General features: G+C 55.4%; 10 protein-coding genes and 2 pseudogenes. 9 read left to right on the top strand and 3 right to left on the bottom strand.

All coding sequences use genetic code 11. The annotated features are described in order from the left end of the window. Positions 1-127, bottom strand: a pseudogene (locus tag ASD02_RS39440) (integrase); the annotation flags it as partial. Between ASD02_RS39440 and ASD02_RS40130 the strand changes: the two are divergent. Both ASD02_RS40130 and ASD02_RS30345 read left to right on the top strand, forming a co-directional pair. Continuing rightward, positions 119-286, top strand: a pseudogene (locus ASD02_RS40130) (GNAT family protein); the annotation flags it as partial. The pseudogenes ASD02_RS39440 and ASD02_RS40130 overlap by 9 nt on opposite strands. Positions 287-319: 33 nt before the next feature. Further along, the gene (locus tag ASD02_RS30345) at positions 320-808 is read left to right on the top strand and encodes a dihydrofolate reductase (protein ID WP_057217847.1); all 489 of its coding nucleotides are present in this window, start codon (positions 320-322) and stop codon (positions 806-808) included. Positions 809-986: 178 nt separating this feature from the next. On the opposite strand, the gene ASD02_RS30340 is transcribed toward ASD02_RS30345, so the two are convergent. Then, a complete protein-coding gene (locus ASD02_RS30340) occupies positions 987-1,700 on the bottom strand; it encodes a DNA helicase (RefSeq protein WP_057217845.1) in 714 nt (237 codons plus the stop codon). Positions 1,701-2,264: 564 nt separating this feature from the next. After that, on the bottom strand, positions 2,265-3,191 hold the full coding sequence (locus tag ASD02_RS30335; protein WP_025429744.1) for a LysR family transcriptional regulator: 927 nt from the start codon (positions 3,189-3,191) through the stop codon (positions 2,265-2,267). A gap of 131 nt (positions 3,192-3,322) precedes the next feature. On the opposite strand from ASD02_RS30335, the gene ASD02_RS30330 reads away from it, so the two are divergent. The 7 genes from ASD02_RS30330 (at position 3,323) to ASD02_RS37650 (ending at position 11,405) form a co-directional block, all read left to right on the top strand. Further along, positions 3,323-4,225 carry a serine hydrolase gene (locus ASD02_RS30330; protein WP_057221543.1) on the top strand — a complete coding sequence of 301 codons (903 nt, stop codon included), beginning with the start codon at positions 3,323-3,325 and terminating at the stop codon, positions 4,223-4,225. Between the two features lie 38 nt (positions 4,226-4,263). Further along, a complete protein-coding gene (locus ASD02_RS30325; RefSeq protein WP_063978394.1) occupies positions 4,264-5,865 on the top strand; it encodes an ABC transporter substrate-binding protein in 1,602 nt (533 codons plus the stop codon). Between the two features lie 164 nt (positions 5,866-6,029). Further along, entirely contained in the window at positions 6,030-6,962 is a 933-nt protein-coding gene (locus ASD02_RS30320) for an ABC transporter permease (protein ID WP_025429747.1), read from the top strand. 59 nt (positions 6,963-7,021) lie between these two features. Then, on the top strand, positions 7,022-7,840 hold the full coding sequence (locus ASD02_RS30315) for an ABC transporter permease (RefSeq protein WP_025429748.1): 819 nt from the start codon (positions 7,022-7,024) through the stop codon (positions 7,838-7,840). Further along, on the top strand, positions 7,840-8,820 hold the full coding sequence (locus tag ASD02_RS30310) for an ABC transporter ATP-binding protein (protein WP_057217841.1): 981 nt from the start codon (positions 7,840-7,842) through the stop codon (positions 8,818-8,820). The genes ASD02_RS30315 and ASD02_RS30310 overlap by 1 nt, the downstream gene beginning before the upstream one ends. Next, positions 8,813-9,838: an oligopeptide/dipeptide ABC transporter ATP-binding protein gene (locus ASD02_RS30305; RefSeq protein WP_025429750.1), complete on the top strand. Its 1,026-nt coding sequence runs from the start codon at positions 8,813-8,815 to the stop codon at positions 9,836-9,838. The genes ASD02_RS30310 and ASD02_RS30305 overlap by 8 nt, the downstream gene beginning before the upstream one ends. A gap of 4 nt (positions 9,839-9,842) precedes the next feature. Further along, the gene (locus ASD02_RS37650; protein WP_057217839.1) at positions 9,843-11,405 is read left to right on the top strand and encodes a succinylglutamate desuccinylase/aspartoacylase family protein; all 1,563 of its coding nucleotides are present in this window, start codon (positions 9,843-9,845) and stop codon (positions 11,403-11,405) included. Positions 11,406-12,042: the final 637 nt, after the last annotated feature.

Below are 12,042 nucleotides of genomic sequence, written 5' to 3'. Positions count from 1 at the left end.
CCGTCACCGCCTTTTTGCTCTTGCGTTGCCGCGGCCGTGCACTGGCGCGAACGGCCAGTCGCAGGGCGGATTTCAGCGAAGGGCGGTCAAAGGAACCGACGAGGCCTCGCCAACGGGTGAGAAATGCGGTTTCGTGGTCGAAGGACGAGAGCGGGAAACTGCTTTCGTGAATGGGATGTGGCATGACGACCTCATGATGGGTCAGCGGAACAACGATGCCCGGCAGTTTCGCGCCAATAGCCGTCATGACCGTTGCAGCCAAGTACGGAATCTAAAACGGTCTTGACCCAACGGGCACGGGACGTAGGAAGGGACAGCCATGAAGCCAATCGTTCTTGTCGCAGCAATGGATGCCGCCCGTGCAATTGGGCGCGGCAACGAGATTCCGTGGCATATTCCCGGAGAACAAAAGCGCTTCAAGGAACTGACAATGGGCAAGGCTTTGATCATGGGGCGTATGACCTATGCGTCGCTTCCCCGGCCGCTTCCAGGAAGGCATTGCATCGTGCTCTCCCGCACGGCTGCAGATGATACACCCAACGTACATTCTGCTGTGTCCGTCGAGGAGGCTCTTTCGCTTGCCTCAGCCTTGCCGGGTTCGGAGATCACCATCGGGGGAGGCCAACAGGTTTACGAGCTTTTTCTTCCGCTTGCGGATCGTATTCATCTGACTGTGCTCAAAGCGCCATTCGGCGGCGACCGCCATTTTCCCCTCATACCTGACGATAAATTTGCGATTTCCGAATCAGAGCAAGTTGATGGCCCTGTTCCCTATAAATGCCTTACGTTCGTACGCCGCGCAGCTTGAGAGTTTGCGGAAGACAGTTCAACCGAAGACGACGGCGGTCGCTTGAGTGAACGTCGACTACCCGCTAGCGAGTTCGATGCCGCTCTGGGCCGAACAGCGACGACCGCCTCGGCCGAATCGCGTCAGGAGCGGACTTTAGAGGAGACTTGCCGCGACCAGATAAGGTCACGGCAAGCAATCAGGCGACGTCTTGTAGCTGCGCTTCGCCGTTGTGAAGGAAGCATGCCTTGTTGAAAAGGCCGAGATCGACAAAGTTTGGAAGACGAATATCGCGAATGTCGGGAAGGCGTTTGCTTTCGGTGTCAAACGACCTGTCGATCTGCGAAATGAACGCCAGAACAACACCGGATCGTCGCGCGAAATCTCCGAGGGTCTGTACCTGTTCGGAAAGAACAGGCTTGCTCCGCTGCTGATCGAGTAACTGAAGATAGTCGATTACAGCAACTGTTCCCGGCTCCGATCCCGACATGTACTGGATGATGTAGTCCGCACTGATTTCATCAGCGGTAACAACCTGCACTCCATCGGCAACACTGCCACCATCCACTTCTAGTGTTCTGAGGTGCTTCCTGGCCTGTTGCTCTGTGAATTCTAATGTGAACAACGACGCCCTGCGATCATCTCGGGCTGCGTCAATCAGAAGCTGAAGACCGAGTGTGGTCTTGCCATGCCCAGGACGACCCGCGAGTAGCAGCAGGTCGCCGTTATCCAGGCGCGACAGTATCGTTCCGGAAAGCGTCCCGGAAGACATCCGAGACGACAGCAGGCTCCACCTTGCAAACCCCTCTTCTCGCGCAATCTGGTCTAATGCTTCGTTCAGGGGAACGTTGTTACTGCGTGCCATCAACTTGGCCCGACGTTTAAGTTGAAATATCGGTGCAGAAAGCTTCATCAAAGACCTCCATTGCGAGCCGAAACGCAACCCCTCCTAATGCGATGCTCGAACAGATGGTCCGATGATTTAGCCTCAACCCTACATGTGCGATGCTTTCCCGAAAGGAGGGGGGAGGCTTGGGTCGAGCCTGCAGTTATTACCTAGCGAGCTGCGTGATTCGCGGCAAGCGATCACGACCGCTAAGGGCCGAAAGCAGAAATATGAGTTAGCTCTTACAGACGCCGTCATTCGGGGTGTTGGATATTTGCGGCGTGAAGAGTCTTGACTGAGGCGCATACGTCGGCACGGTGGCGGCGATACCCTTTCTCAGCGTCCCGCATCAGCTGGTAAGGGGCGGCCGGTTTGTGCCTATATGGTCTCTTTTCCCAGTGCCTGGAGTAAACGCGAGAACAATGCGAGCCCTAGCTAATCACCTCCATACAACCGGGTGGCGTTGATATCGTCGTCGCAGCGAACTCCAAGATCACAGGATCGCGTTGAAATGCGAGGGTTTTCGAGGTGGGGTCGCCGGAGAAGGAAATGATCGACAATAGTCGCGTGCACGGCGGCAACACCCTCCATCTATTCAAGGTTCTTTTGGACCAATGTCTGATGCGCTTCCGCACATATCCGGGATAAATGCGACAACAACGCATCTGAACTGGCAATGACAGGGCGATTGATCGGACGCAACACGGACAGGACAAAATCCTGCGCAGGCAAAAAGCGCTTCAAAACCAGGCCGTGTTTCTCATAACTTAAAGCGGTGAGTGGATTTATAATTGAAACACCCAGTCCCTTTAGCACCAGTTCACACACGCTATTGGCGGATTGAGATGACAAAAACATTCGCCTTTTTGTCTCGGCCATATCGAAAACGCGTTCCACACTCAGGCGATAAGGGTCTTGCGAACCCAAGCTGATAAAGTTGATATCCTCGAAATCGTGAGGCTCAAGATGGTCACGTTGTGCCAGAGGATGATCCGACGGCATGATGGCAACAAGCTTGAATACCCATAGGACGCGCGATTCGGCATCTCTTTGTGTATAGATGTCCTCGATTAGACCAATATCAAAATTATAGCCGGAAACGCTTGACTGGTTACGGGGATCAACAGTGCTGATCTGCAATGTCAGTCCTGGTTGGGCGGCATTCAGGCGCGCAATCGCCTCGGGTAGGATGGTTTGTGCAAAAGCGGGCAGAGAAGCGACTGTCAGCACTTCTTCCGATGCATCACGCAAGCGAACGATAAATCCGTTGATACGGTCCAGGCCGATGAATGACGCCTGCACTTCCTCGAAAAGCTTGAGTGCTTTGGCTGTGGGCACCAATCTCTGCAGACGTCGCTCGAACAGGGGGAAGCCTATGTGCTTCTCCAGTCTCGACAACTCGCGCGTAATGGTTGGTTGCGAAGAACCAAGGGCGGCGGCCGCCGCTGTGACGGTGCCGAATTTCATAGTGGCGCGAAAAATCTCCACCTGACGCAAATTGATATGATTGTTGCTCAATCCCGCCTTCAACTTCCAAGGTTGAGGAGTTTCTACGGCACTTCATATCGCATTTGCATGAAGTTCAAACGACATTTCTATATCAAAGAGCAAAATTCCTTGGCTAACTTGCGCAAAACAAGGGAACAAAAATGAACGTCACGGTCCCAGTTTCACAGGCACATCCGGCGGCGCACGCGCTTGCACAAGCCTTATCCATGACAAATGGCGCGCTTGACGAGAGCCGCGTTGGCATTGCTGCCTGTCTTTATGATGCGCCCCTGCGTTTGGCCGATCCCGGCGAATTCCTGAATTTGCCATGGTTCGGACATCAGGCAACGAAGCCGGTTTATCCGGCAAGTGTTGTGAAGCTGTTCTTTCTGGATGCCTTGGCTTCTTTCCGAGAACAGGGGCTCTTGGCCGAACATACGGAAGACGACCGCGCCGCCGAGCAAATGATGGCCATTTCCTCCAATGAGGCGACGGTCTATCTCGTGGGGAGATTGACCGGCGCCGATGATGGCGCGCCCTTGCAAGGCAAAGCGCTGGAGGAATGGTGTGCGGCCCGCCACCGTGTTCAGCAATGGTTTCAGTCACAGAACCGTTCGGAATTTGCGGGCATCAATGTGTTGCATGGCACTTATGAGGACAGCCCCTACGGCCGCGCCAAGCAATTTCGCAATGGCAAAAACGGAAATCTTCTCACGGCACTATCCGCAGCCGCTTTGATGCACGATATCGCACGTGGTGCGCGTGCGCGTTCCGACTGGATGATGGGTCTGATGAACCGTGAGTTCCAGCGTCATCCAAATGATGCTGATCCAGCCGGCGACCAGGTCCTGGGTTTTCTGGTCGAAGGCTTGCCGCGGGACGTAATGACCTGGTCGAAAGCCGGGCATACATCGTGGACCAGGCATGATCTGGTTTATGGGGAAACACCGGATGGCAAAAGCTTTGTTCTCTGTGTGATGTGCGACGGGGAATGGTCAGCGACCGATAAGAGCTTCCTGCCCAATTTCGCTCAGCTCTTCTATCGACATGCCTTCCAAGCATAAGCCGGCGATCAGAAGCCGATCAACGAAAAGGGGAAAACATGAACTATCGCTCGATTGTGAAAGCTGCATTCCTTGCCGCCGCCCTGTCAGGGGCTGTTCCTGCAAGCATGGCCTGGGCAGCTGAACCCACGCCTGGCGGTACGCTGCACCTGGCAGCACCCTATGGCGCGGCCCTCAAAAGTCTCGACCCGCATGCGACGTACACCTCGCAGGACATGGTCGTCTCCAAAGCGTTTCACCGTTCCCTTTATACGTGGGATTCTGCCAAGAATGCGCCAGCTCTTGACCTGGCCGAACTGGTTCAAACCAGTGAAGACGGCAAAACGTTCACGTACAAGCTTTTTGACAACATCTATTTCCACAACGGACGCAAGCTGAGGACAGATGATGTGGTCTGGTCCTACACGCGCGTCATGGACCCGGAAAAGGGTTATCCAGGTGCGGTACAGGTCGGCACGCTCGTTGGGGCGCAGGAATATTCCAAGGGCGAAGCTAAAGAAATCAGCGGCGTGAAAAAGCTTGATGACCGCACTTTCTCGCTGACATTCAAGGACCTTGTCGATCCCGGTACGCAATTCTTCGAAGCGATCACAGCTATTCTGCCGAAAGAAGAAGTCGAAAGCGGAAACTTCCTGACCCATCCGGTTGGGCTCGGACCATTTGCCTTTGAAGATCATGTCGAAGGTTCTAAAATTTCCGGCAAGAAATTCGACAAGTATTACAAGCAGGGTAAGCCCTATGCTGATGCTGTGGATTTTACCATATCCGGCGACAACAGCGCCCTGGATATGGCATTTCGCGCTGGCGAACTGGATGCTACGGTTCTGTCTGAGAACGCCTATGTGCTCTACAAGGCTGATCCGGATCTTTCCAAGGGTCTGCTTGAAATTTCCGAAGTATTTACGCGCCATATGGGCTTCAACACGGAAAAGAAGCCATTTGACGATGCGCGCGTACGTCAGGCGATCAACTACGCTGTAGACCGCGACATCATCATCCGCAAACTTCTCAAAGACAAAGCCTATAAAGCAACGGGCTGGCTACCGGCAACATCCCCGGCCTTTGACAAAAATCGCGCGCCATATCCGTATGATCCTGCGAAAGCAAAGGAACTGCTGGCAGCAGCCGGTTATCCTGATGGCTTTGAAGTTACAATATCAGTAACGGAGGGGACGGCGAGCCTTGGTGTTTTGGAAGCCATGATGCCGTTTCTCAAGGAGGTCGGCATCACTGCCAAGGCCAAGGTAGTGGATTCCAACACGCTGGTTGATGAAATGAATCAGGGATCGGCCATGGCGTGGTTTCGTTCCGCGGGCACCGGACCTGATCCACTCACCGCCTTGCGCTGCTTTGACAGCCGCGTAAGCCGTTCAGGTTGCAACCGCAGTGCCTTCAAGGATCCCGCTTATGACGCAGTTCTGGATGCAGCCTCGGCTGAATCCGATCCGGCCAAGCGAATCGAACTTTTGAAGAAGGCGGATGCCTATATTTTTGAGAAGGCGCCTGTCTGGTTCAACAACTACAATAAAGCAGTCGTCGCGACCCAGCCGTGGATTCACGGAGTTGATGCCAATGTGACCGAAGCTGCGATTATTGAAGTGGATTCGCTTTGGCTCGACGATAACGCGCCTGGCCGTTAACTGGGTCGGTCCGGCAGTTAGGCCCTGTGTCGACTGCCGGAATATCGTTCAAACAAGCTGGAAAATCCCGCGCTCAACATTCCCGACGGGGCAGATTTCCCGAGCAGCCGCAACACGGGCCGCTTTTGTCAGCTTTCGAGCCAACGCGATTTATGGATACTCTTATGTTGATGGTGATTGGCAGGCGACTGCTGCAATCTCTGGTCACGGTTTTTGCTGCAATAACGCTGATCTTCTTCCTATTCAGCGTTATGCCCGGCACATTTGTGTCTTCGCTTTCCAGTGACAAACGCGACATTGACCCTACCGTTGCCGAACGGATCGAAAAAGAACTAGGCCTGAAAGATCCGTTGTTGGAGCGGTTCGGAAAATACATTGGCGGGCTCGCAACGGGTGATCTCGGCACCTCCTTTTCCACACAGCGTTCTGTCACCGCTATGCTTTCCAGTCGTATCGTCGCTTCGTTCAAACTTGCTGTTGCAGCAATTGCCTTTGCCATGATCGTCGGTCTGCCGCTGGGCTTCCTGGCAGCTGTGCGGCAGGGCACTTGGCTCGATACAACCGCGATGATCACAGCTGTGTCCGGCCTCTCGCTGCCCAGTTTCTGGTTCGGTTTGCTGGCCATGTATTTCATATCGCTGAAGCTTGGCTGGCTGCCTACTTTTGGCTATGGCAGCGGCAATTTCAGAAACCTGGTGCTGCCTGCTTTGACCCTGGGAATCGCCCCTATGGCCCTTTTGGCGCGCACGACCCGGGCGGCTGTGCTGGAGACCATGAATGCTGATTTCGTCCGTACCGCCAGGTCAAAAGGAAATTCGGAATTCCGCATCGTTACCAAGCATATGGCACGCAATGCCTTTGTACTGGTGCTGACAACAATCGGCCTGCAATTCGGCTCGATGCTGGGTGGGTCGGTCGTCATTGAGAACCTGTTTGCCTGGCCGGGTATCGGTTCGCTTTTGACGCAATCTGTTTCGATGCGCGACATACCGACGGTTCAAGGCTGCATTCTCGTGATCGTGCTCTTCTTCCTGATCATCAACACGCTTGTCGATATCGCCTATCTCGTGATCGACCCGCGCATTCGATATCGCTGAACGCCTATGGAAAAGCGTTTCTTGCAAGCAAACGAACATTTTGAACAGGACAGGCAGCACTGATGTTTCGCTCCAATCTTGTCATCGGGCTCACAATCTTCGTGACCATTATTCTGGTTGCACTGTTTGCGCCATGGATTGCCCACTACGATCCGGTTTCCGACTCCAAACTTCTCTATGCCGAAGAGGCACCAAGCGCACAGTTCTGGTTTGGCACCGATGAGCAGGGCAGGGATATTTTCTCGCGCATTGCCTATGGTGCGCGTATTTCGATCATGATCGGTCTTGCGGTCCAGACGATGAATACCTGCATAGGCGTTCTGCTGGGTCTTTCCGCGGGCTATGTCGGCGGCTGGTGGGACGAGTTCGTCCAGGGCCTGACAAATCTGATGCTATCCATTCCAACCATTGTGTTTGCCTTGGCTCTCATGGCGGTTCTTGGCCCCGGTCTGCCCAGCCTGCTGATTGCCCTTGGTTTGACGGATTGGGCCTATAGCTGTCGCATTTCGCGGGCGCAGGTTCTGACCCAAAAATCACAGAACTACGTACAGGCAGCCCGCACCCTCGGCTTCGGCAAATTCTACATCATGCTGCGCGAAATCCTGCCGAACATCGGCGGCCCACTCATTGTGGTGGCGACCATGGGCATCGGATCGGCCATCATGGCCGAAGCATCCCTGTCGTTTCTGGGTTTGGGTGTTGTTCCGCCCGCACCGAGTTGGGGAGGCATGCTCGCGCGTGCCCGTGAGCAGCTCATGGTCGCGCCGTGGGTCGCGATCTTCCCGGGTCTCGCCCTCTTCATCACCGTTCTCGGCTTCAACATGCTGGGTGACGGCTTGCGCGACCTGCTCGATCCGCACGGGAGGGCCAAACGGTGATGACTGACAGTTCCATTCTACAAGTCGAAAATCTTTCGATAGCACTGCGTGCCAAGGGACAGGACTTTCCCGCTGTGAACCAAATCGATTTTTCTATTCGAGCCGGTGAAGTGTTCGGGCTTGTCGGAGAATCGGGTTGCGGCAAGAGCCTGTGTGCCTTGACGATTGCGGGTTTGCTGCGCGAGCCATTGCACGTCACGCAGGGACGGGTACTCCTGGAGGGGCAGGATATCAATCGCTTGTCCAACAGGGACCTGCGACGTCTGCGCGGCGACCGCGTGGCCATGATTTTTCAAGAGCCGATGACGTCGCTTAATCCTCTGATGACTATCGGCGACCAGATCGGCGAAATGTTCGTGCTGCATGAAGGCATGAGCGTTCGCCAGGCCCGGCTAAAAGCCATTGAGGCGCTGGAACAGGTGCAGGTTCCAAGCCCGGAACGGCGTATCAAGGACTATCCGCACCAGCTTTCCGGTGGCATGCGCCAGCGTGTGATGATTGCGATTGCGCTGGCCTGCGATCCGGCCTTGCTGATTGCTGATGAGCCGACAACTGCACTGGACGTGACTATTCAGGCCGAGATTGTCGAACTCATACTCGATCTGTGCACAGCCCGGGGAACGGCGGTCCTGATGATTTCGCATGATCTGGGGCTGGTCGCACGCATGTGCCATCGGGTGGCGGTCATGTATGCCGGCCACATCGTGGAACAGCGTCGCGCCAGTGAGATTTTCACCGATCCGCGCCACCCTTATACGCATGGGCTCGTCGGTTCGTTGCCGCGCCTTGGCCGTCGGCTGCAGGAGGGGCGGTCCCGATTGGTCGAGATCAAGGGGGTCGTTCCTGGCCTGACGGAACGGGATATCGGGTGCGGCTTTGCTTCGCGCTGTCCGCGTGTCACCGATGAATGTCGGGCGATGATGCCGCCTGCGGCCCCCCTTGAAGAGCTGGGTTCGATTAGGTGTTTCCATCATGACTGAACAGATCATCGTCTTGACACCGACAGCTCGCGACAACAACGGCAACACTGCCGAAGTGCTCACCATTCGCGATCTGCGAATCCATTATTCTGTTCGCGAAGGCTTCCGGAAAAAGACACTGAAGGCTGTGAATGGAATTGATCTCTCTATCAAGGCAGGCGAATGCCTCGGCCTGGTTGGTGAGAGCGGCTGTGGCAAATCCACGCTTGCCGGCGCCATCATGGGGCTTGTCCCCATCACGTCCGGTTCCGTGCATGTGGCGGGGCAGGATGTGCCGACAGCAGTTAAAAGCGACCCGCTCGCCCAGGCGCGTAATGTGCAGATGGTATTCCAGGATCCCTTTGCCTCGCTCAATCCGCGGCGTTCTGTGCGAGAGGCCCTTGCCGCACCTTTGCGCCTCCATGGCGTGAAAGACAGCGCCGAGGTGGAAGCGCGTGTGATCGACATGTTGGCCAAGGTCGGCATGAAACCTGAAGCGGCAGATCGCAGACCGCACGAATTTTCCGGTGGCCAGAGACAGCGTATTTGTATCGCGCGGGCGTTGATTGTTAAACCGAAGCTGCTTGTCTGCGACGAGCCTGTTTCGGCCCTGGATGTGTCGATCCGCGCGCAGATCATCAACTTGCTGCTGGAATTGAAGGACGAACTCGGTATCGCGCTTTTGATGATTTCGCACGATCTTGGTGTCGTCGAACATATGAGCGATCGTATTGCCGTAATGTACCTGGGACGCATCGTCGAAGAGGGGGCATGGAGTGATATTTTCACCCATCCGCTGCATCCCTATACGCAGGCTTTGATCGCTTCCATTCCTGATCCGTTGGCGCCCACAGCGCGCCAGTGCCGGATGCAGGGTGAAGCACCGTCGCCGCTCAATCCCCCGCCGGGCTGTGCTTTCAATCCGCGTTGTCCCTCCGCATTTGATAAGTGCCGCGTGGGCGATATCCCCCCATTTACCAATTCGCCCGGTGATCGGTTCCACCGCGCCCGTTGTCATTTGTTAGAGCAGGCTAAATAAATCCATGCATCAAAACCCGTTTATGGTCGGAACCCTCGAGCAGCCCACAATTGTCGTGCGCACAGGACAGGATCCGCAAAACCCGCATATCGGTTTTCTAGCCATTGATGACTGGACCGTAAAATGCGCCATCGGCCGCAACGGACTGGTGGATCCGCAAATGAAACGCGAAGGCGATGGTAAAACCCCGCGGGGGCGCCACCCCCTGCGTTATGGTTTTTATGATCCAACCGTTTTCGGTGACGAACCACGCAGTTTCGATTTCCCGTTCTTGCCCAAGCCTGAAAATTATCGCTGGGTAGAAGATGCCGACAGTCCCTTCTATAATCAGCTGGTGTTTGAAACGGACGAAACACAGGCTTCACGACGCGGCGAGAGATTGTTTGATCTGATCATTCCTGTCGGCTGGAATGACGCGTTGCGCGAAGCCCGCGGGGGGTCTGCAATTTTTATCCACACGGCACGGCCGGATTATAGCGGCACGGCCGGTTGTGTGGTGGTCGCACATGATCATCTGATGGAACTCGCACGGCGCGTTCGTCCCGGCATGGTCGTTGATATTACTTCGATTGATGATCCGGCCACATCGCTTGCTCCTCTTGTTATTGCCCCCCCCAAATCCATTGAGAGTGTCACTTTCCACGGCATGGAGCCCGGTCCTCGTCTGATCGTCACGGGTTCTGTTCATGGCAATGAGCCTGCCGGTCCCTATGCGATCAACCGTTTGATCAATGAATTCCGCATCGGCCAAAGAGAGCTCGAGCGCGGTCAGGTTACATTCGTGCCGGTGGTAAACGGGCTCGCTTTTCGTAAAAATGAACGCATGGGAGACCGCAATTTCAATCGCGATCTTTCGGAGAGCGCCATCCCGCAGGACAACGAAGATCGGGTGGCCAATATCCTGTGCCCGTTGCTGCGTGCCCATGATGTGCTGATCGATCTGCATTCATTCAGCTCGCAAGGGGAAGCTTTCGCCTTGATCGGGCCGAAGGATAATCAAGGCTCGCTTGAACCCTTCGCCCATGAAGTAGCAGAAGCAAAACTGGCCCGGGCACTTGCCCTTCCACTGGTCGTGCATGGCTGGCTGCCTGCACACGAAAAAGCACTGAAACAGAAACGCGATGCAGGTGTAGCCGAAGGCCTTTCATCGCTGCATGGTATCGGCACCACGGAATACATGCGCTTTGCCGGTGGCTACGGCGTTACCGTTGAATGCGGCCAGCATCTGGATCCGAAGGGGCCGCAGGTCGGTTATGATTGCATCGTCAATGGCATGGCATCTCTCGGGCTGATTGCTGATCAGGGGCCGGAAACCGCAACACCGTATGTGCTGGAAATTTGCGATGCCGTTCTCGCCGATCATGAAGAGGATCATCTGGTAAAGCAGTTTACGGCTGGCGAACCGGTCACTGAAGGCGCGATCATCGGAAAGCGTGCCGACGGCAGCGCCATTGTGATGCCCTACGACGGGGCAATCATTTTCGCGGGGCTGACCGCGCCCGTGCATAGCGAGCTCTGCTTCCTTTGCAAACAGAGTAATCGTTTGGAAGTCAAAGTATCCGTCTGATCAAGCGATTTTTCCTTAAGTTTAAGTTATCGAAGGACGTAGCAAGGGATTGACGGTAGAAACGGCGGTCGGGGCGGTCGGTTCTTCAGCGGCACGATCTCGTCGTGCAAAAGCTGGTTGTCGACCTTAGCAGGGTGTTTTCCAGCCGCAGCGTCGCATTGTCTTCCCGAAGGGCGACGTTCGGCGCGAAGGGTCGTGACCTTCGCTGAAAGCTTGCTGACCTCATCGACTGCTTCCGTCGAAGGGTGGGAGGGGGAGGGCGCATCCGAGCGAAATTTCAGTCCTTCCGACGCCGACTTGGTCGCCGCCGATTTACGTTACGGTTCCGATGATGATGTAATAACATTACCTATGCAGTCGCTGTCAATCCCCGGAGGCGCGATGAACAACACCTGGCTGGCACGTGCCCGGCTGCCCTGCGGTCGTTAGGACCTTTCGGCGATCTAGACCAAAACAGCAAGATCGGTCGAGCACGTTATGGCCATGAGCGACTAGCTAGTGCCCATCCACAAACGGTAAGCCACTGAAATTATTGAAAGGCCGCATCACTGCCTATCGCGGCGCAACCGGCTTCGGCATCCGGCTCGATGGCGGCACCGCCTATTCGGGCGCGGTCATCACCCGCTACTACGATCCG

Origin of the sequence: Ensifer sp. Root1252, assembly GCF_001425885.1 — a bacterium.
GTDB classification, from domain to species: Bacteria; Pseudomonadota; Alphaproteobacteria; order Rhizobiales; family Rhizobiaceae; genus Ensifer; species Ensifer canadensis.
This window is presented reverse-complemented; position numbering and strand designations above follow the sequence as displayed.

Bases quoted from the DNA above. Each gene is read 5' to 3' on its own strand.
- ASD02_RS30320 (WP_025429747.1), top strand. From the start codon at position 6,030: ATGTTGATGGTGATTGGCAGGCGACTGCTGCAATCTCTGGTCACGGTT.
- ASD02_RS30345 (WP_057217847.1), top strand. From the start codon at position 320: ATGAAGCCAATCGTTCTTGTCGCAGCAATGGATGCCGCCCGTGCAATT.
- ASD02_RS30325 (WP_063978394.1), top strand. From the start codon at position 4,264: ATGAACTATCGCTCGATTGTGAAAGCTGCATTCCTTGCCGCCGCCCTG.
- ASD02_RS37650 (WP_057217839.1), top strand. From the start codon at position 9,843: ATGCATCAAAACCCGTTTATGGTCGGAACCCTCGAGCAGCCCACAATT.
- ASD02_RS30305 (WP_025429750.1), top strand. From the start codon at position 8,813: ATGACTGAACAGATCATCGTCTTGACACCGACAGCTCGCGACAACAAC.
- ASD02_RS30330 (WP_057221543.1), top strand. From the start codon at position 3,323: ATGAACGTCACGGTCCCAGTTTCACAGGCACATCCGGCGGCGCACGCG.
- ASD02_RS30340 (WP_057217845.1), bottom strand. From the start codon at position 1,700: ATGAAGCTTTCTGCACCGATATTTCAACTTAAACGTCGGGCCAAGTTG.
- ASD02_RS30310 (WP_057217841.1), top strand. From the start codon at position 7,840: ATGACTGACAGTTCCATTCTACAAGTCGAAAATCTTTCGATAGCACTG.